The organism is Methanoregula sp. (genome assembly GCF_049686655.1).
In the GTDB taxonomy this organism is placed as follows: domain Archaea; phylum Halobacteriota; class Methanomicrobia; order Methanomicrobiales; family Methanospirillaceae; genus Methanoregula.
This window is the reverse complement of the sequence record NZ_JBAVIG010000073.1, coordinates 1-18,249: the sequence shown is the minus strand read 5'-3', so window position 1 is coordinate 18,249 and position 18,249 is coordinate 1. Positions and strand designations below refer to the sequence as shown.

Below are 18,249 nucleotides of genomic sequence, written 5' to 3'. Positions count from 1 at the left end.
TTTGGTCGGACTTTGTATCGTCTGGTACCCGATCGGGCACCCGGAGGCCATTATGAACCAGAATCCGGATTGGGGTGGCAGGAAAATTTGGCGTTATTGATCCATTCTGAAATTAGTGAAGTACTGGGGTCTAACTTCATTTCTTCAACGCTTTTATCAATAGCTATTTTCAATGCATTCAACCAATCCTTGAGGTAACTTCCTTCACGACCAAACCACAACATCGAAGCTTCAAAATCTTGTTTTTCCTGAAGATAATGATCATACTTAACAGTAAAAAACGCGATGAAAAAGCTAAAAACTATCGTAAGGAGGGTTAGGATGTTGCCTAACCAATTACATGAATCTGAAATTTGACAGGTAACATTTTCTAGTATACGGAATTGATCTATTGATTAAACGATATTTAATGTAATAAAAATTAGTGATGATTCTAACACAGGAGCAGTTTGTAAAATTAGTGATACGATTTTTTACGCTTTCTGACGTTGACACAAAAAAATTAAGATCAACAATATTTACTTGGACGCAATTTTAAAAAACAAAAATGAGTTATCGATCCGCCGCGGGGGCGCCCCGTCGGGGGCGTCGTCGTCTCTCTCTATCTGTAAGAGCGGCCTGAAGGGAATTCCGGATTGAGAGCACGACTCATTAACTTCACCCTTCGATCATCTTCGCAATCGTCTCTTTGAACTTCTCGAAGTCCAGCTCCTCGAGCTGCTCCGGAAGGAGGGCGCCTGTGGAAGCTTGGCGGTAGATCCAGTAGATGATCTTGTCCACCACCCGGATCACTTCCTCCTCAGTCTTGACCGTGATCAGGTGCCTGCCGATCACCGGGTGCCGGCCCCGGTGGCCGCCAACGGTAATCCGGTACTCCGGCGGGGCACCGCTGATGAGATGGAACGGGCAGGGCATGATGCAGAACCCGCACTCCATGCACTTGGTATGGTGGAGGAGAACAACCCCGTCCTCGACCTCGATCGCCTTCTCACGGCAGTAATGGACACAGGTACCGCAGCCGGTACAGAGGCCGGGATCCCGTATCGGCTTCTGGATACCGGTGATCCCGATCTCGTTGAGCCGCTCGCTCTCGCAGCCGTTCGGGCAGGCGGAGATTGCGATCCGTACCTTTACGGGAAGTTCCTTGCCGAAGAACTTCTTATCGATCTCGGCTGCAAGACCCACACTGTCGATGATCCCGAACTTGCAGTTGCGGGTGCCGAGGCATGCGGTGATGTTCACCACTTCCTCCCGTTCAGCGCCAAGCGGCGTGCCGTTTGCCGCAAGGTCATCGAGAAGCGGCTCGAGCTTCGTGGGATCCACGTGCGTCAGTTCCATGGTCTGGCGGGTGGTGAGATGGATATGGTCGATCCCGTGCCGGGCGGCAATATCTCCGACTCCCTTGATCTGTGCAGGTGTGATCATGCCGGCCGGCAGGCGGAGGCGGACTATGCAGAAATCGGGATCACGTTCGGTGATGATCCCTCCCTTGGTGAAAAGATCCTGATCGATCGATTGCTTTCGACGAACCATATAAGTGTCCTTATGTTGGTCTCCGTGGCTGATAGATATTATCACTGTACTAACGATTATAGGATACAATTACCCATTATTGTACATGACGAAGCAGTCCGAATACATGGAGGCTTTTTTCGGCGTGGAGCTCAACCAGAAATTCGAGGATATGATCAGTGAGCTCAAGGATGCGGAGGATGATCTCAAGGCGCTCTCCGCACAGATCGGGACCCTGAACCAGAACATCAGCCCCGAAGAGTTCAAGGAGGTTCTCAAGGAGGCACGGGCGATCGCCTACGAGAACGCCCAGCAGATCAAGGATGTCCGGACCTTCCTTGACTTCTACTTAAAATCAGACAAGACCTCCACCCACATCATCCTCGAGCGGGACTGCTACATGAAGATCTACCAGATCTTCAAGTGGGACGGATCTGACGTCCGGGACCTGAAACGCTGGATAAAAGAGTTAAAGGAGATCTGCGAGAAGATCGGCCTGAACATGCGAGATCTGATCAATTTCAAGAAACTCACTGCCCAGCCGGTACCGGAAGAACTCGCAAAGTTCCCGGTCTATGCCCTCGACCGGCAGGGATGGTGTCTCACCGGGACGGCATACGATCAGGTCATGCATATCGATGAAGTCCGGGAAAAGATGGCCGAGAACAATTCGTCATAATACTTTTTGGGTAAAGTACCAATCCACCATTCTCAAAAACTCCATTCCCTTTAAAAACCCGTTGTGGAACACAACCAATAATAATCAGGTTCGTGTACCTTTAAGAAGAGAATCACGTCATGACGGTACATTTTTTCCTTCTCGGGGAGGCCATATCCCAGGAGCGGCTTGGATGGATCGAGGAGAGCCTGAAATTTTACTTCGTGAAGCTCCACCCCGAGAACCTCCTGCACCATTCCCGGCATGAGGAGGGGGTCTTTACGTTCCTGCTTACCGGGGACGCACTGTACAGCCTTATCGAACCCGAGACCATGCGGATCTGGGAGATCATCCTTTCGCTGCCATCGGTCCGGATCATCTGCGACAGACAGGAACTTTCCCTCCGCGGCATCTCTGTCGAAGGCCTGAAGATGAAACACCCCGACCAGGTGATCGATCACAACCGTCTCGGTGTCGGTGGCCAGCAGTCGTTCTGGAACGACGTGGCAAAGATCGCCCGGCAGCACGAGCAGCCGATCCCGAGCACTATAGGGTACCTCCAGATCGAATCCCCGTACATGTACCGGTCGTCGTTGTATGCACTCCGGTGCCTGACAGCATCAATCGATGTTCACGCTTCGGCAGAACTGTACACATATCTCGATGGCGTCCACCTCGGCCATACGGGCCAGCACCCGACCGAGAGCGAAAACATAGGAAAAGGGCTTGAGGAGATCGCCGAAAAGGCCGCAAAACGCGGACTGCAGTGCCAGATGACCGCCTGCGCCCGCTGTGCCACATCACGGGGCTACAGCACCTGGGATGATGGAAAAGGGCTGGTGGTTTCAGCCTGCACAATCCGGCCGTTCAGGATAAAAAATATGAGCGAGCTGGCTGACAGGTTCGAACACAACCATACCATTCTCGGTTACAATGTCGCATCGATAGAACTGAAAAAGGAGGGGCAGCCGGCATCATTCTCCCTTGAGGAGAGCGGACGTGCGCCCCCGCTGCTCATCCTCATCACCCGGACACCTTATGGGACAGAGAGGGCATTCGGGGCCATTTCCTTTGCCGTTGGTTGTGCGGCAAAGGGCATCCTGACGCGGGTGATCTTCATCGAGGATGGTGTATATGCCCTGACCGGCGTTCATACCCGGGAGAATGAGTCGGCATTTTTCAGCCTCCCGGAGATCATCGATGTCGTGGCCGGCAGCGACAATCTCCAGTTCTTTGCCTTCCAGCCATCGCTGCACAGGAGGGGGACCTCCAAGAACCCGAAGATGAATGCCGTGCTGGACATCGGCATGACGGAACTCGGCCAGCTCCTCTTCTATCCCCCGAAGGGCGAGCAGGCCGGCCACCAGCGGGTTATTTTCTTTTAAGATTTTGGACAGGGACCATGACCGCAGGATATGAGCGTGATCGGGATGGCCAGGACCTTTCCCGCACGCATCGTATAATCTGGATGACGATGCAGCTGAAAAACCTGTCCGGTCGGGATTCCCCATGAGTCACGGATCCCCCCGGTACACAGCGGGGATTGACCTCGGCTCGACAACTATCAAAGTCGTGATCTACGATGGATCCCGGTACGTCGCACACATGACATTCGCATCGTGGAACCCGGCAGGGACAGCCGCCAGCCTGATGGCAACTGCGGCCACTGAGTTCGGCCTTACAGACCCGCCTGAATTGGTCGCCACAACCGGGTATGGCCGGAGGACCGTAAAGAACGCGACTCTGACCCCGACCGAGATCACCTGCCACGCACGGGGGGCCTCGTACCTTGTCCCGGGCTGCAGGTTCGTGATCGATATCGGGGGCCAGGATGCGAAGGGAATCCGGCTCTCAGCGGATGGCCACATGGAGGACTTTGTCATGAACGACAAGTGTGCTGCCGGGACCGGGCGTTTCCTCTCCACGATGGGACAGGCCCTTGGGGTCCATGTCGACCATCTTGCAAAACATGCCGAAGGCCAGGAACCGCACCGGATCAATGCGATGTGCACGGTCTTTGCCGAGTCTGAGGTGATCAGCCTGATCAACCAGGGGGTTGAGCGGGGAGCGATCATCGCCGGCCTCCATGCGTCAATCGCCCGGAGGACGGCATCGATGGTCGCTTCCCTCCGGCCGGAACCCCCGATCGTCTTTACCGGGGGCGTATCTCAGAACGTGGATATTGTGCAGAGGCTCTCGGCGGAACTCGGGCATCCGGTTATCGTGCCGAAGGATGCCGTGTATGCAGGAGCGATCGGGGCTGCGCTCCTGGCATGGGAGCACCGGGAATAATGAGGGCCGGGAGGATAATTTGTTTACAGAACCTACCCTGTCACCGGCGATAGGATCCGGCTCACCGGTTCAGTTTCCCTGTCCGGTATTCCCCTCGACGCTGTTCCGGGAAATGCCGGTAACCGCCCCGATCAGAAGTTCCGATGATCTTAATAGCGTTTGGAAAGGAAAAAGAAGAGAAGTGAAGTGCAGGTCATTCCCATGAATCCCGGATCGCGGGAAACCCCTTCCCCGCTCATCTACCTCAATAATGCCGCGACTTCATGGCCAAAGCCGCCCGGAGTGCTTGAGGAAGTAGCCCGTTGCCTGCAGCTGCCGCTCTGCGAAACGGGGAGGACCACGGGAACCGGGTCAGTGGATTATCCTACTGCCGCACGCGAGGCGCTCGCGGCATTTTTCCATGCCGGGCCTCACCAAAACTTCATCTTTACGCAGAACGCCACCGACTCCCTCAACCTGCTGGTCCACGGGTTTGCAAAAAAGGCCGGTGCCCCCTTCCATACGATCACCACCGAACTAGAACACAACTCGGTGCTCCGCCCGCTCAGTGCACTGGAGCAGGATGGTGCGATCAGGCTCTCGGTTGTCCCGTTCCGGGATAACATGGTCGGCCTCGCGGAGATCAAACAGGCGATCTGTCCCGAGACCCGGCTCGTGGTTATGACCCACGGGAGCAACGTGCTCGGCTCCGTGCAGGACATCCGTCCCATTGCAGAATACCTCAAGGCAAACGACATCTTCCTCATTGTGGACGGGGCCCAGACCTCCGGGCATATCCCGGTCGACCTCTCGGATATCCCGGTTGGGGCGTTCGTATTCACCGGTCACAAGGCACTCTTCGGCATCCCCGGTACAGGCGGGTTCTTCATTCCCGACCCGGAGGCGATCGCGATCACCCGGCAGGGTGGCACGGGCACGGATTCGCGGACGCTCACCCACCCGTGCGGGATGCCGGAGCGGTTCGAGGCCGGGACACCGAACTACCCGGGCATCGCATCGCTCTGTGGCGGGATTGGGTTCATCGTATCGACCGGTCTGGATGAGTTAGAGAGGAAGAACCGGGATCTCACCCGCTTTTTTATCCGCGAGCTGAAGAACGTCCCGGGGGTGACCATCTATAACGAGAACCCCGGCCTCCCGGTCGTGTCATTCAACATCGCCGGCATCGACAATCAGGATGCGGGATTCATCCTCGCACGGGCCTACAACGTGATCACGAGGACCGGCCTCCACTGCGCCCCGCTCGTGCATGAACGCATCGACGGCGGGAAGGGCTGTATCCGTGCAAGTTTCTCGTATTTCACTACCCGCGATGAATGCCTGGTTGCAGCGGATGCGATACGGGAGGTGGCTGAGAGTGCGGATCCTCAGGTCCGTCCAGACTAAGGCCTGTGTCGACGGCTCGCTCATGAAAGAGTACGTACTTGACGAACCGCTGACCGAAGGCTTCCTGGAATTCCTCGCGAACTTCGGCACGGTCCGGTCTCTCGAGCAGCTCAAAAAACCCTACTTCTCGTTCGAGAAGGAGCGGTTCATCTCCATCAAAGGCTTTACCAGCGACAATACGGTAGAGGTGCGGTATAAAAAAGAGTTCCAGGATATCGTGGCAGACTACTTCCATCTCCTGCTCTTCTATTACCGGCAGGGCGAGCCCGGGATCGCACAGATGAAAGGAATTGAGGAATCCATGCATGAGAAGATGAACGTCCGGCTGGGGCTTTCGAAGGAGAAGTGTCTATGATACCCTCTTCCCGGAGGGGACGGGACGCATTGCGATTTTTTCAGTCAGGGTGCAGGTAATATGTCGTCATCGCAACGGGGGATGCCACAGCTGCGAGGGGTAGCCCCCGAGAGCGTTAAACGATTCTCATTGTTCTCTAAAAACGAAAAAAGTGTTAGTGTTTCTTTGCCATCTCGAGGAAGGCCTCGACACGGGTTTTGATCTGGCCGGCATCTCCCTGCGAGTAGTCGGTCTCGATCTGGAGGAGGGGTACGTTCCCGTGCTTGGCCAGGTAGTCCTTGAGCACGCGGGACTCGACATTGTAGGTGTGGCAGCCAACCCACGTGACATCGACGACACCGTCCGCATGGTACTCTTTTGCCAGCTTTGCCAGCAGTTCGAGCCTGCCGGTGTTCGGGCTCATGCAGGAGCAGGGCGTTTCGAGGTACTTGTCGGCGATCGCGTCGAGCGGTGAGCCGGTTGTGGCGACATCGTGGAGGTACTGCTTCATGCCGGAGCAGTTCTCGATGTAGACGATTGCGGCGCCGGACTCCTCGATGATCTTCAGGACCTTCTCTGCGCCGACCCCCGTGGGGACGCCGGTAACAATGATCCGCTTTGCCGTCTTCGGCATCGCGCCCTCGCCCTTTGCCTTCATCACCTTGAGTTCGGCGATCAGGTCCTTCAGCTGCTGGTTGAAGGCAGCCCGGTCGAACGTGAAGTTGCGGGCCCACATCACCTTGAGCATGTCAAGGCCGGAGAGGGGGGCGGGGATCGCTGTGTTCTGGTGCGCGAGCTCCCTCATGAGTGCCCGCTGCTCGTTCAGCTCCTTGATCGCGGCCTTCATCTTCTCGTCGGTGATCGTGACACCGAGGCGCTTCTCGATCTCCGTCTTGCACCGGGCCACTTCCGAGCGCCAGTACTGTTTCTGGGTCTCTCCCTTTGCACTCTGCGGTACTTCGAGGACTACGGTCGGCTTGAACGTCTCCATCAGCTCGAACATCTTCTTCTTGCCGTCGCAGGTGGTCTCACCGATGATGAACTCGGAGTTGTTGAAGAATGCACACTTCTCGGTGATCGCAAACCCGTAGGAAGACTTGATCAGCGGGCAGAAGTTCCGGGGCAGGTACTTCTCCCCGTCTGCGATAGGTTCTTCTTTCGTTGCACAGAGGGTCACCGGTACCGCATCGGCGGCCACGACGAGTTCCTGTGGTGCAAACACGCAATAGAACCCTACGAATTTTTTCCCCTGTTCCCGTACGCTCTTGATCGCTGCCGATGCATTCGGTATAACCGAATCGAAATAGGTCATCTTTTCTGCTCTCATGATTTTTTACACCCTTGTTTTTTTGTCTGGACCTGCGGGAGTGTCCAGTTCCCGCAGGATGATCTTTGCTGTCTCTTCTGCAACTTCACCGGTGAAGGCAATGCACTGCTGCATGTGCACCGGTGAGCCAAGCACCGTATCCTTTGTCAGGATCCGGCAACAGAGGCACCCGTGTGTTTCCCTGAACCTGTCGTGCAGTTCTCGGGACAATGCCATGCACTGCCTCACCTGCTCGTCTTTTGCCCGGGTCCGCCCGAAGACCATGCCAAGCGCCATGATGCCACCGGCAACTGCACCGCAGGTACAGCCCGAACCGCCCATGCCGATCGGGAACCCGGAGGCCATTTTGATCACTGAGTCCGGGTAACCAAGACCGAATTCATCGTTGATCACCTTGACAATTGCTTCCGAGCAGTAATAGTCCATGTCCCGGTAATAGGCCTCTGCCTGTGTTCTGATTTTTACCGGGTCTGGTTTTTTCTGCATGGGATACACCATAATCGGAATCGAATTACAGGTTCACGGAATTGATCACGTGACTATCTTCAGTTCAGGCTTGAGTTTGATCGCATGGGTGATCGTGAACATACCCATGCAGCGTTTCAGCGCATACTCCTTGAGGTCATTGAGCTGGGCATCGGTCGCATCGCCGGATACTTCCATGATGATCCGGTACTCGTTCACAAGCGGGCTGTCCCCGAGATCGAACTGCGTGGTGTAGTCAAGGTCAGCCTCGACCTTGGTATTCACCGACTTCAGCCGGATGTTCCTCATGGCAGCTTCGGTCACGTACGTGCTCGAATAACATGCTGCAAACCAGAAAAGACCAAATGCCATCGGGCCCGGGCGGATGCCGGGACCGGCGAAGTTCGGGTGGCTCGACTCCATGGTGTAGGTTCCGTCCTTCACCTTGACCGTGGACCGGAACTGCGGGCCGCCCTCTTCAAAGAGCCAGTCGCCCTCGATCCGTGCGGTGAATTTCGCCTGTTTGGGATCCGCCTGGATCTCCTTCCTGTACTCCTTCACCTGCTTGGTGTCGATGTTGTTAAGACTCATGAGTTAACACCATCTTAATATTTGTCAGAGGAGTAAAAATAATTTGGTAAATACTCCCGTTTTCTTATTGGAGAAACTTTTACAAGCCTCCGGAACCGGATAGATTTCCGGAGAATCCCGATAATCTTGTCCCTTGATATTTCCCTACGGGATTATCGTTTCAGGAATTTGGGGCAGGCAGATTTCAGATGACATCGTTGCCCGGATTTCAGTTTATTTTCCCTGAACTTTCTTGCAATATTCAACACACATGAATGCAGTTTTCAAAACGTTTATTAATTTTAATGAACCAATGATCTATCTGTATAAAACATATTAACTTTTGATTTGGTGTGATGTGCATGGCGTTTTCAGTACATGTAAACCTAAACCGCTGCACCGGTTGCGGCAACTGCGTGGTTGCCTGCCCGGTCAATGCCCTCGAGCTCTACACGCTCGACCCGGTGACAAAAGATAAGATCTACCATGTCAAGGATGGGAAATCCCTCAGCCTCGACGTGAAGGATGAACTCTGCGCCGGGTGCGGCGTCTGCGTCGGGGCCTGCCCGTACAAGGTGATCACCCTTTCCGGAAGGGGAGAGACCGGATCGCTTGGCCTGTCGTAAGGATAGGAGGACCCACCATGACAAAAGTAATCATGAACATGATCACCCAGCGTTCGATCGAGGAAGGCGCTGCAATGGAGCAGGGAAAGACCAACCCCAACTACTTCGACGCCTGTTCGATCTGTGAGATAAACCCGGAAGACATGAAGAAACTCGGCATCTGGAAGAACACCAATGTCCGGGTCACCAGCGAATGCGGCAGCGTCATCGTGAAGGCAATCGAGCCTACCCAGTACTGCCCGCCCGGCCTTGCCCACATCCGGCAGGGTGTCTGGGCCAACCAGGTAGTCCCGCCCCGGACCCAGTCCACCGGCACGCCCCAGTACAGCGGCTTTCCGGTCACCATCGAACCCGCACCCCAGGAAAAACTGAAAACTGCCCTCGAGCTCGTGCAGGGTGCAGTCGGACTCTGGAAAGGAGGCCAGTAACATGCCAAAACTTATCACCGGTGTAGGATGCCCGTACTGCGGTTCATCCTGCGACGATCTCGAAGTCCTCGTCTCTGACGACGAAACAAAAGTGCTGGAAGTGCACAACTCCTGCATCATCGGAAGCAACCTCTTCCACCACGCAAACGACCCCACCCGCCCGAGGCTCCCACGCCAGCGCCAGCCCGACGGCTCTATAAAGGAGATCCCGTACGAGGAGGCCATCGATTACTTTGCAAAGACCCTGCTCGCGGCAAAGAAGCCCCTCATCTACGGCTTTGGATCCACCAACTGCGAAGGCATGAGTGCAGTCGGCCGTATTGCAGAGAAGGCAGGCGCCGTGCTCGACAACTGTGCGACCATCTGCCACGGCCCCTCGTTCCTTGCGATGTTCGACAATGGCTACCCGAGCTGCACCCTTGGCGAGGCGAAGAACCGTGCCGATGTCGTGGTCTTCTGGGGCTGCAACCCTATGCACGCCCACCCCCGCCACACCTCCCGGTACTCGATCTTCCCCCGCGGGTACTTCACCCAGAAGGGCCAGATGCAGCGGACGGTAATTTCTGTTGATCCACGTGAGACCGATACCGCGAAACTCGCCGATGTCCACCTGATGCTCGACCAGGGGCACGATTACGAGCTCTTCGATGCATTACGGACCGTGCTCAAAGGCTTTGATATCCCCGAGACCGTTGCCGGTATCGACCGGGAAACGATCAAAAAATCGGTCGATATCATGAAGAAAGCAAAGTTCTGCATGATCTTCTTCGGCATGGGCTGCACACACTCTGACGGCCGCAACCACAACGTCGATGCCGCCATCAGCATGACCCGGGACCTCAACGAACACACCAAGTGCTCGATCATGGCCATGCGGGGCCACTATAATATTGCCGGCCCCGGCCAGGTCTGGTCCTGGCAGTTCGGGTTCCCGTACTGTATCGACCTCTCGAAAGGCACTCACGCTCACATGAACCCGGGTGAGACCAGCTCGATCGACCTCGCGATGCGGGACGAAGTGGACTGCTTCGTCAATGTCGGTGCCGATGCCGGTGCCCACTTCCCCATCCAGGCGGTCCAGCACCTCAAGAAGCACCCGTTCATTGCCGTGGACCCGAACTTCTGCATGGCGAGCGAGATCGCCGACCTCCACATTCCGGTCAGGATCGCAGGAGTGGACGAGCCGGGCGTTGTGTATCGTATGGACAACGTCCCGATCCAGTTCAAGGCAGTGCTCAAGGGCCTGCCCGGAGTACCGAGCGACGAAGAGCTCTTTGACAAAGTCTACGAGCGCATGTGCGAGCTGACCAGGACCGAGCCGATCTGGCTTGCGGCAAAAGAACACCGGAAATATCCGCACAACACAAACCCGGTGGTGAGCTGAGATGGCATCAGGAGAACTTATTGTCAAGGGCGGATTTGTCATCGACCCGACCCGGAAGATCGACGGCGATGTAGGCGATGTTGCCATCAGGGATGGCAAGATTGTTGACAAAGTCAGCTCATCTGCAAAGGTGATCGATGCAAAGGGCAAGGTCGTCATGGCCGGCGGAGTGGACGTCCACTCCCACGTGGCAGGCCCCAAGGTAAATGTCGGGCGGTTGTTCAGGCCAGAGGACAAGCTCCTGTCAGGAGTCTGCAGGAGCGGGATGGCACAGAAGAACGGCTACCGTATGGAGTCCGGCTTCTCGATCCCGAGCACCTTCAAGACCGGCTACGACTATGCCCGGATGGGCTACGGATTCGTCATGGAAGCCGCGATGCCCCCGATCCACTCCCCCCACGTACACGAGGAGATCCACGACACCCCGATCATCGACGAGGCAGCGCTTCCCGTCTTCGGAAACAACTGGTTCGTCATGGACTATCTCAGAAAGGGCGAAATCGAGAACACCGCAGCCTACATCGCCTGGCTCCTCAAGGCCACGAAAGGCTATGGTGTCAAGGTCGTCAACCCCGGCGGAACTGCCGCCTGGGGCTGGGGCCTCAACTGCTTAAACCTCGATGATCATGTCCCGTACTTCGAGCTCACCCCCCGTGAGATCATCAGGGGCCTCCTCGAAGCAAACGAGTACCTCGGCCTCCCGCACTCGATGCACGTGCACCAGAACGATCTCGGCAACCCCGGCAACTACACGGGTACCATCGAGTCACTGAAGATTGCCGAAGGCATCAAGACGAAGAACAAGTTCGGCCGCGAGCAGGTCATGCACTCCACCCACCTCCAGTTCCACTCGTACGGCGGGGACGGATGGGGAACCTTCTGCTCGAAGGCAAAAGAGGTCATGGACTATGTCAACAAGGCCAAAGGCCTCACGATCGACCTCGGTTGTGTAACCCTTGACGAGACCACGACCATGACCGCAGATGGTCCCTTCGAACACCACCTTCACGGCCTCAACCACCTCAAATGGTGCAACGTGGATGTCGAGATGGAGACCGCTGCAGGAGTCGTCCCGTACATCTACAGCAAGGATGTGCTCCCGAACGCGATCCAGTGGGCAACCGGTCTTGAACTCGCACTCTATGCAAAGGACATGAACCGGACCTTCCTCACCACCGACCACCCGAACGCAGGGCCGTTCACCCGGTATCCCCGCGTCATCAAGTGGCTCATGAGCAAGAAGGCCCGTGAAGCCGTGCTTGCCACCATGAAGAACACCGACAAGGTGATCAATGCAACGACCATCCACGATATCGACCGCGAACTCACCCTCTTCGAGATCGCCCAGATGACCCGGTCCGGCCCGGCCAAGTGCCTCGGCCTCAACAACCTCTACGGCGGCCTTGCACCCGGCATGATTGCCGATGTTGCGGTCTTCGATCTCAACTACAAGAACCTGCCTGGCGACGCCGAGAAGATCGAGTCCGCATTCCAGCGGGCTGCCTGCTTCATCAAGTCCGGCGAGGTTGTCGTCAGGGACGGCGAAGTCGTTTCCAATGGCCACAAGAAGACTGTCTGGGTCAATGTCAACATGCCCGAGAATCTGCAGGTGAAACGCGACATCACCCAGTCATTCACCAAGGACTACACGGTCCAGCTCGAGAACTACTCGGTGAAGGACTACCTTGCTCCCCACCCGTTCGTCATCAACGTCGATGTGGAGGCCTGAGGTCGATTATGGCAACAGTAACGCTGAAACCCACAAAAGTCCCCGAACTGATGTTCGAGGGATATAGTATCACTCCTGACGCATTTGCAGGAAAAACCGCCGCACAGATCGCAGCACTCCCCGGACACGAAGGTAAGATCCACGTTACCATCGGGGACTTCTTTACCGTCAGCGGTGAGGCAGGCGCAACCGCAGCAGACACCGATATCGTAATTGCCGGTGACTGCACCCGGGTGAAATACATTGGCTCCAAGATGACCGCCGGAACGGTCACTGTCAACGGCAATGCAGACATGTATGTCGGCGGCTGGATGAAGGGCGGTAAGATCCACGTCACGGGGAACGTGGACTCGTTCTGCGGGATCCAGATGGAAGGCGGCGAGCTCCTCGTTGACGGCGATGCCAAGAACCATGTCGGCTGCGCCTACCGCGGCGACTGGAGAGGCATGAAGGGTGGCACCATCCGGATCAGGGGCAGTGCCGGCAACGATATCGGTACCTTCATGCTCGGTGGTACCATCATCATCGAGAAGAACGCCTTCATCCACGTCTCCACCCATGCAGAGGGAGGCACCGTTGTCATTAAGGGCGATGTCGAGGGACGCGTCGGGGGCCAGATGGTCAAGGGCGAGATGTATGTCCTCGGCACCATCAAATTCATGATGCCAGGATACAAGAAAGTCGACCGGGTCGAGAAGGAGATCGATGGCGTCAAGGCGACCTTCGACCACTACATCGGCGACCTTGGGGAGCGCCATGGGAAGAGTAAGGGGCAGGTCGTGTATGCGAACCTGTACCTGAAGGCGGCATGATCATACCCGTCAAATCACAAGCAGCATCACACACCTCCGGCCAGACCGGCCGGCAATCTGTTTTTAATCATTATCAGGGACAAAAGAATGTCCCGGGGATCTTATGAACGATATCGGCAATGCATTCATCAAGGGGACACGATACCCGGATTACTCCACAGTGGACCTTGTCCTGCGTGTCCCGGAACCGCCCCATGAACTCCCGGTCCGGGAAGGACAGAAGGTCATAAAGCTCCCAAACCCGAAGAAGTTCAAGGTACCGGACGTCTCAGTCCGGACCGCTATTGAGAACTGGGAGCCGGTCGGGTTCTTCGCCCGTTCGTCCATCACCATGAAGGAACTCTCGTATATGCTCTGGTGCACGCAGGGGTTCAAGCGGACGGTGGCGGAGACAATCCAGCTCCGGAATATCCCTTCGACCGGTTCACGCTACCCGCTGGAGACATACTTTGTTGCTGGCGAAGTGGACGGGCTCGAGACCGGTCTCTACCGCTACCTCCCAAAGTCCAACAGTATCGTGGCCGAAAGGATCGATTCCGGTCTCCCGCTCGAGATGAGCACCGCGAGCATGAACTTCAAGATCGTCACCCGGGCAGCAGTCACCTTCCTCTGGGTTGCTATCCCGTACCGTTCCACCTGGGCGCTCGGCAACCGGGGATACCGCAGCATCCTCATCGAGGCGGGGCATACCTGCCAGAATCTGATCATGGCGGCAGCCTGTTTTGGCCGCGAGGTCTATCCCATCGACATGTTCCACGATGAGCTGATCGCAAAGATCGCGAACCTCGATACGGAGACCCAGTGGCCGGTTTATCTCGCGGCAGTAGGGAACAGCGGGAAGAATGTCACGATAGGATAACTACCCGTTCCAAAAAAGAATGCCGCGGGATCAAACCGCTTCACGGCACCCCGATCGATGCCTATATCCAAGATAATCAAGAAATACTCTTTTACATCGGGAGAAGGTTAAGCAGGACCGGTGTATGGGAGTACAGAGACTCCGTTCACGCTCCGGCCATTCTTCTTCCGTACGGAATACGATCATGGTAAAACGGTATCTTTCGCTCTGTTCCCTTGACCATGCGCTCAGCGTGATGAAATCCTCATTTTCAGCACCGCAGCGTACGGAACAGGTGCCGATCATGGAATCGGTAGGCCGGGTAGTGGCAACCCCGGTGTATGCGGGTTATTCCGTTCCCGAAGTGCCCCTGTCAGCCATGGACGGGATTGCAGTCCGCAGCCGGGATACGGTTGGGGCATCCGAGACTGCCCCGGTCACCCCCGGATCCTTTGCCCGGGTCAATACCGGAAATATTGTACCTCCGGAATTCGATGCGGTCATCATGATCGAGGATACCTGGGAGGCCGGCGACCGGTTCCAGATCCGGAAGGCTGCAGCCCCCGGGCAGCACGTCCGGCCTGCCGGCGAGGATATCCGCGAGGGCCGGCTGGTCCTCCCGAGGGGCCACCTGGTCCGGGCCTTTGATATAGGGGCGATGGCAACCTACGGCATTACCCGCATCGAGGCCCGGGCGGTCCGCATCGGGATCATACCCACGGGCAGCGAGCTCGTAGCGCTGGGCATCCGGCCCGGCCCGGGGCAGGTGGTCGAGAGCAACACGATCATGGCCCAGGTATTTCTCGGAGCAACCGGCGCGAAGTGCACGAGGTTCCCGATCGTCTGCGATGACCCCGGGCTGATCGCTGAGGCACTCCGTGCGGCGGTGAAGGAAAACGACTTCGTGATCATCTCGGCCGGTTCATCGGCCGGTACCCGTGACTTTACGGCCGGCGTCATCAGTTCCCTTGGCGAGCTCCTCTTCCACGGGGTCGCGGTCAAGCCCGGCAAGCCGGTGATGCTCGGGAAGATCCAGGGGAAACCGGTGCTCGGCCTGCCGGGCTATCCCCTTGCTGCACAGACCGCCCTCCGTGAATTTGCCGCCCCGCTCCTGGAATCATGGGGGTTTGCACCGGCCCCGAAATACCCGGTCCGGGTCAGGCTTGCACAAGCTGTCACGTCAGATCTCGGGTTCGATGAGTTCGTCCCCGTCTTCGTGGGGCGGATCGGCACCAGCCTCTGGGGCACGCCCTTTGTCCGGGGGCCTGTGGTCCAGACCGCGACCGTCAAGGCAAACGGGTATACCCACATCCCGGCAGCGGTAGAGGGATATGAGGCCGGCACCGAACTCGAGGTCCTGCTGACTACCGACCCGGGCAGCATCGAGCGAACCCTGATACTGACCGGAACCCTTGATCCTGCCCTGGAAGATCTGGCAAACCTGGTCCATGACAAAGGGCTCTTCATCCATGCAAGCAGTATGGGAAACCTTGCCGGGCTGCTCGCGCTCTCCCGGCATACCTGCCATGCTGCGGCGCTCAGCCTGCCCGCCGGGCCCCTTCTCCGGGAATACACTCCCCTTGCCCGCCACATCTCTGTGGACGATACAATCTTCGTTCATATCGCCACGATCGGGCATGGCATCGTTTCCCGGGACGGTCTTCTGCCGGAGGACCTGACGAAGGTCAGGTTCATCAACACAAAATCCGAGTCTCCGTCACGTATAGTCCTTGATGCCCTGCTCAATGCCCGGGGTATCGACGCCACTCAAGTGAACGGGTACAGCACCGAAGTCAGCGGGCCGGGTGCAGTTGCCGGTGCGATCCGGAACGGGTCTGCAGATGCCGGCATCTGCACGGCCGGTATAGCGGGATCATATGGCCTGCAGTTTGTGCCGTTCGCATCGGAAGATTACGAGCTCGCCATCCGGCGGGAGATGCTTGCCGATCCCCGGATCATGTCGTTGATCGCCCTGATACGGACTCCGGATTACAGGGCCATTCTGGAAACGTCAGGTGGGTATATATCAGACACGACCGGCATGGCACGTTACCTGTCGAAAGACACGGTCCTGACAGAATGCCCGGCCGGGACCATGCAGTTCTGATCCACCTGCTGGTTACTTATGGGACGTTTCAGTCCGGACCCGGCACGTTTCTCTCTTTAATCCATCCGTAACTATACGCCGCAACCATCCCGACGATAAATGCAAGGGTGATGGAACTGACCAGTGCCAGTATGCCGATGATACAGGTAATTACAAGTGAATCGGTCTTCAGGCTGTGCCTGCCCATCTCGATCCCGACAAAGACCAGCAGGGCCCCGAGCACACCGACTGCAATGATGGAGAGAACCTGTGGGGAGGTAAAGAACAGGGCGAGGATCAGGAAGATCAGTCCTGCGTATACATTCGCTCCCCCGGTCCGTGCGCCGTACCGGTACTGGCCGGCAAGGCCGCCTGCACCGTGGCACATCGGGAAACCACCGAACGGGACCGAGGTGATGTTCATCAGGCCAATTGTTGTTGAGAATTCCTTCGGGGGGACATCCTTCCCGAAGAGATCTTTTGTCAGCAGCGAGATCGCGAGGATCGCATTCGCAATCGTGAGGACGAGCTGGGGGAGAACGAGGGTGGCAAGTGCCGAGGGAAAATCTGATGGAACGGGAATGACGAGCCGGGGTGCCGGGATCAGGCTGATCGGGGGGATACCATACAGGAAGAGCCCCCCGATAAAACCTGCGGCAATCACGCATATCGAAGAGAGGTCCGGAAACGAGCGGTAGCGGACAAGGATAAGAAAGCCAACGATGATCGCAATCCCGATCACAAAGAAGACGGGGTCCTGGATCACGAACCCTGCCGATGCCCTGAACAGGAGCAGGGCGAGCCCCAGCTGGACGCCCCGCACGACACTCTCCGGTACCCACCGCTCGATGAACTCAAAAAACCGGCCATAGCCAAGCACCAGGAAGATGATTCCGAGTACCATCCCCGCTGCAGCAATTTCACCGCTGGAAATTCCACCGGTGGCACCGGCGGCGATTACGGTAACGGCAACAGCCTTCATTGGTTCGAGCGGGATGGGCAGCCGGTACCAGAGGCCGGTGAGAATGAACCAGATCCCAAAGAAGAGGAGGATGTAGCGGGGATTGACATCAGAGACCAGCGCTACCGCAAGGATAAGCGGGATGATCGTACCAAAATCCCCGACCGATCCGGCAAGCTCCGAGAGCGAGAACGAGAGTGGGATCCGGGGTTCCGGGGACATGGGATTACGTACTCACTAGGAATGGGCATCCCGGCTGAAGACAGGCATCTGCGCAGGTATCGCGGGACCGCTCCGGAAAATTCCCCTCCTTACAGGAATTACTCAAAATACAGTACAGGCAATGTTAACAATTAACCTTTTTCAGAAGACTACTCGCTGCCGGACCTGCGGGAGACCGGATATCCCAGGGAAACTGCGGGTTTGTTACCGGAGCGGGAGCCGCCGCTGTCCACGTGCTGCCGGAAGAGCATGAAAACCCATTCAATAAATTTATCTGGTTGCCCGGTTAGAGTCATTGAGAGGCGCTATGTCGGATCTGCTTACTGATCTCCTGATTTACGCAGGTATCGGAATCATCACCTTTACCATAGGAATAATTCTCGGGTACCAGGTTTTGATTATGTACTATACCAAGCGGTTTATGGCACTTGCAAAAGAGTGTTCGGATGTCGATTCCGTGATTCCCATAGTGGACGAACTCACCCGGGAGTCCTGAACGGAGGCAGAAAATGGTAGACATTGTAAGTTATACCCTGATCAGTATCACCTGCTTCTGCTTCGGGCTCATCGTGAGCTTCCAGATAGCGCATATCCACTACTGCCGCAAGCTCACCACGCT

18 protein-coding genes are annotated in these 18,249 nt (G+C 56.6%); 13 read left to right on the top strand and 5 right to left on the bottom strand.

What is annotated here, in order from left to right:
- Positions 1 to 657 precede the first annotated feature (657 nt).
- On the bottom strand, positions 658 to 1,533 hold the full coding sequence (locus WBL42_RS10735) for a 4Fe-4S binding protein (RefSeq protein ID WP_424721271.1): 876 nt from the start codon (positions 1,531 to 1,533) through the stop codon (positions 658 to 660).
- Between the two features lie 85 nt (positions 1,534 to 1,618).
- Between WBL42_RS10735 and WBL42_RS10730 the strand changes: the two genes are divergently transcribed.
- The 5 genes from WBL42_RS10730 to WBL42_RS10710 all read left to right on the top strand — a co-directional run bounded on the left by WBL42_RS10730 (position 1,619) and on the right by WBL42_RS10710 (position 6,203).
- On the top strand, positions 1,619 to 2,191 hold the full coding sequence (locus tag WBL42_RS10730) for a hypothetical protein (RefSeq protein WP_424721270.1): 573 nt from the start codon (positions 1,619 to 1,621) through the stop codon (positions 2,189 to 2,191).
- 119 nt (positions 2,192 to 2,310) lie between these two features.
- Complete coding sequence (locus tag WBL42_RS10725) at positions 2,311 to 3,555, top strand: DsrE family protein (protein ID WP_424721269.1); 1,245 nt, start codon at positions 2,311 to 2,313, stop codon at positions 3,553 to 3,555.
- A 124-nt stretch (positions 3,556 to 3,679) separates the two neighbouring features.
- Complete coding sequence (locus WBL42_RS10720; RefSeq protein WP_424721268.1) at positions 3,680 to 4,462, top strand: acyl-CoA dehydratase activase; 783 nt, start codon at positions 3,680 to 3,682, stop codon at positions 4,460 to 4,462.
- A gap of 159 nt (positions 4,463 to 4,621) precedes the next feature.
- Positions 4,622 to 5,848, top strand: a complete 1,227-nt coding sequence (locus WBL42_RS10715) for an aminotransferase class V-fold PLP-dependent enzyme (RefSeq protein WP_424721266.1) — start codon at positions 4,622 to 4,624, stop codon at positions 5,846 to 5,848.
- Complete coding sequence (locus WBL42_RS10710; protein ID WP_424721265.1) at positions 5,820 to 6,203, top strand: hypothetical protein; 384 nt, start codon at positions 5,820 to 5,822, stop codon at positions 6,201 to 6,203. Before WBL42_RS10715 ends, WBL42_RS10710 begins: the two co-directional genes overlap by 29 nt.
- Positions 6,204 to 6,357: 154 nt before the next feature.
- On the opposite strand, the gene WBL42_RS10705 is transcribed toward WBL42_RS10710, so the two are convergent.
- Genes WBL42_RS10705 through WBL42_RS10695 form a run of 3 tightly spaced genes read right to left on the bottom strand, consistent with a single transcriptional unit; the run spans position 6,358 to position 8,565 of the window.
- Positions 6,358 to 7,509: a double-cubane-cluster-containing anaerobic reductase gene (locus WBL42_RS10705; RefSeq protein ID WP_424721264.1), complete on the bottom strand. Its 1,152-nt coding sequence runs from the start codon at positions 7,507 to 7,509 to the stop codon at positions 6,358 to 6,360.
- A 6-nt stretch (positions 7,510 to 7,515) separates the two neighbouring features.
- Positions 7,516 to 7,995, bottom strand: coding sequence for a C-GCAxxG-C-C family protein (locus WBL42_RS10700; protein ID WP_424721263.1), 480 nt, complete (start codon positions 7,993 to 7,995; stop codon positions 7,516 to 7,518).
- A 45-nt stretch (positions 7,996 to 8,040) separates the two neighbouring features.
- A complete protein-coding gene (locus tag WBL42_RS10695) occupies positions 8,041 to 8,565 on the bottom strand; it encodes an OsmC family protein (protein ID WP_424721262.1) in 525 nt (174 codons plus the stop codon).
- A gap of 341 nt (positions 8,566 to 8,906) precedes the next feature.
- Between WBL42_RS10695 and WBL42_RS10690 the strand changes: the two genes are divergently transcribed.
- The 7 genes from WBL42_RS10690 (at position 8,907) to WBL42_RS10660 (ending at position 16,468) form a co-directional block, all read left to right on the top strand.
- Positions 8,907 to 9,170 carry a 4Fe-4S binding protein gene (locus tag WBL42_RS10690; protein ID WP_424721261.1) on the top strand — a complete coding sequence of 88 codons (264 nt, stop codon included), beginning with the start codon at positions 8,907 to 8,909 and terminating at the stop codon, positions 9,168 to 9,170.
- Positions 9,171 to 9,187: 17 nt separating this feature from the next.
- Positions 9,188 to 9,598, top strand: a complete 411-nt coding sequence (locus WBL42_RS10685; protein ID WP_424721260.1) for a molybdopterin dinucleotide binding domain-containing protein — start codon at positions 9,188 to 9,190, stop codon at positions 9,596 to 9,598.
- Position 9,599: 1 nt separating this feature from the next.
- Positions 9,600 to 10,982: a formylmethanofuran dehydrogenase subunit B gene (locus WBL42_RS10680; RefSeq protein ID WP_424721259.1), complete on the top strand. Its 1,383-nt coding sequence runs from the start codon at positions 9,600 to 9,602 to the stop codon at positions 10,980 to 10,982.
- Position 10,983: 1 nt separating this feature from the next.
- Positions 10,984 to 12,711, top strand: coding sequence for a formylmethanofuran dehydrogenase subunit A (locus tag WBL42_RS10675; protein WP_424721258.1), 1,728 nt, complete (start codon positions 10,984 to 10,986; stop codon positions 12,709 to 12,711).
- An 8-nt stretch (positions 12,712 to 12,719) separates the two neighbouring features.
- Positions 12,720 to 13,523: a formylmethanofuran dehydrogenase subunit C gene (locus tag WBL42_RS10670; protein WP_424721257.1), complete on the top strand. Its 804-nt coding sequence runs from the start codon at positions 12,720 to 12,722 to the stop codon at positions 13,521 to 13,523.
- Positions 13,524 to 13,626: 103 nt separating this feature from the next.
- Complete coding sequence (locus WBL42_RS10665; RefSeq protein ID WP_424721256.1) at positions 13,627 to 14,382, top strand: SagB/ThcOx family dehydrogenase; 756 nt, start codon at positions 13,627 to 13,629, stop codon at positions 14,380 to 14,382.
- Between the two features lie 184 nt (positions 14,383 to 14,566).
- Positions 14,567 to 16,468: a molybdopterin biosynthesis protein gene (locus tag WBL42_RS10660; RefSeq protein WP_424721255.1), complete on the top strand. Its 1,902-nt coding sequence runs from the start codon at positions 14,567 to 14,569 to the stop codon at positions 16,466 to 16,468.
- Positions 16,469 to 16,496: 28 nt separating this feature from the next.
- Here the strand turns inward: WBL42_RS10660 and WBL42_RS10655 are convergent, their stop codons facing one another.
- Positions 16,497 to 17,630: a putative sulfate/molybdate transporter gene (locus WBL42_RS10655; protein ID WP_424721254.1), complete on the bottom strand. Its 1,134-nt coding sequence runs from the start codon at positions 17,628 to 17,630 to the stop codon at positions 16,497 to 16,499.
- Between the two features lie 307 nt (positions 17,631 to 17,937).
- On the opposite strand from WBL42_RS10655, the gene WBL42_RS10650 reads away from it, so the two are divergent.
- Positions 17,938 to 18,126: a hypothetical protein gene (locus WBL42_RS10650; RefSeq protein WP_424721253.1), complete on the top strand. Its 189-nt coding sequence runs from the start codon at positions 17,938 to 17,940 to the stop codon at positions 18,124 to 18,126.
- The last annotated feature ends 123 nt before the right edge of the window (positions 18,127 to 18,249 follow it).

Excerpts from the sequence above, each read along its gene's own strand:
- WBL42_RS10720 (WP_424721268.1), top strand. The coding sequence starts at position 3,680 with ATGAGTCACGGATCCCCCCGGTACACAGCGGGGATTGACCTCGGCTCG.
- WBL42_RS10695 (WP_424721262.1), bottom strand. The coding sequence starts at position 8,565 with ATGAGTCTTAACAACATCGACACCAAGCAGGTGAAGGAGTACAGGAAG.
- WBL42_RS10675 (WP_424721258.1), top strand. The coding sequence starts at position 10,984 with ATGGCATCAGGAGAACTTATTGTCAAGGGCGGATTTGTCATCGACCCG.
- WBL42_RS10670 (WP_424721257.1), top strand. The coding sequence starts at position 12,720 with ATGGCAACAGTAACGCTGAAACCCACAAAAGTCCCCGAACTGATGTTC.
- WBL42_RS10685 (WP_424721260.1), top strand. The coding sequence starts at position 9,188 with ATGACAAAAGTAATCATGAACATGATCACCCAGCGTTCGATCGAGGAA.
- WBL42_RS10705 (WP_424721264.1), bottom strand. The coding sequence starts at position 7,509 with ATGAGAGCAGAAAAGATGACCTATTTCGATTCGGTTATACCGAATGCA.
- WBL42_RS10690 (WP_424721261.1), top strand. The coding sequence starts at position 8,907 with ATGGCGTTTTCAGTACATGTAAACCTAAACCGCTGCACCGGTTGCGGC.
- WBL42_RS10730 (WP_424721270.1), top strand. The coding sequence starts at position 1,619 with ATGACGAAGCAGTCCGAATACATGGAGGCTTTTTTCGGCGTGGAGCTC.
- WBL42_RS10680 (WP_424721259.1), top strand. The coding sequence starts at position 9,600 with ATGCCAAAACTTATCACCGGTGTAGGATGCCCGTACTGCGGTTCATCC.
- WBL42_RS10650 (WP_424721253.1), top strand. The coding sequence starts at position 17,938 with ATGTCGGATCTGCTTACTGATCTCCTGATTTACGCAGGTATCGGAATC.
- WBL42_RS10725 (WP_424721269.1), top strand. The coding sequence starts at position 2,311 with ATGACGGTACATTTTTTCCTTCTCGGGGAGGCCATATCCCAGGAGCGG.
- WBL42_RS10665 (WP_424721256.1), top strand. The coding sequence starts at position 13,627 with ATGAACGATATCGGCAATGCATTCATCAAGGGGACACGATACCCGGAT.
- WBL42_RS10735 (WP_424721271.1), bottom strand. The coding sequence starts at position 1,533 with ATGGTTCGTCGAAAGCAATCGATCGATCAGGATCTTTTCACCAAGGGA.
- WBL42_RS10660 (WP_424721255.1), top strand. The coding sequence starts at position 14,567 with ATGGTAAAACGGTATCTTTCGCTCTGTTCCCTTGACCATGCGCTCAGC.
- WBL42_RS10655 (WP_424721254.1), bottom strand. The coding sequence starts at position 17,630 with ATGTCCCCGGAACCCCGGATCCCACTCTCGTTCTCGCTCTCGGAGCTT.
- WBL42_RS10700 (WP_424721263.1), bottom strand. The coding sequence starts at position 7,995 with ATGCAGAAAAAACCAGACCCGGTAAAAATCAGAACACAGGCAGAGGCC.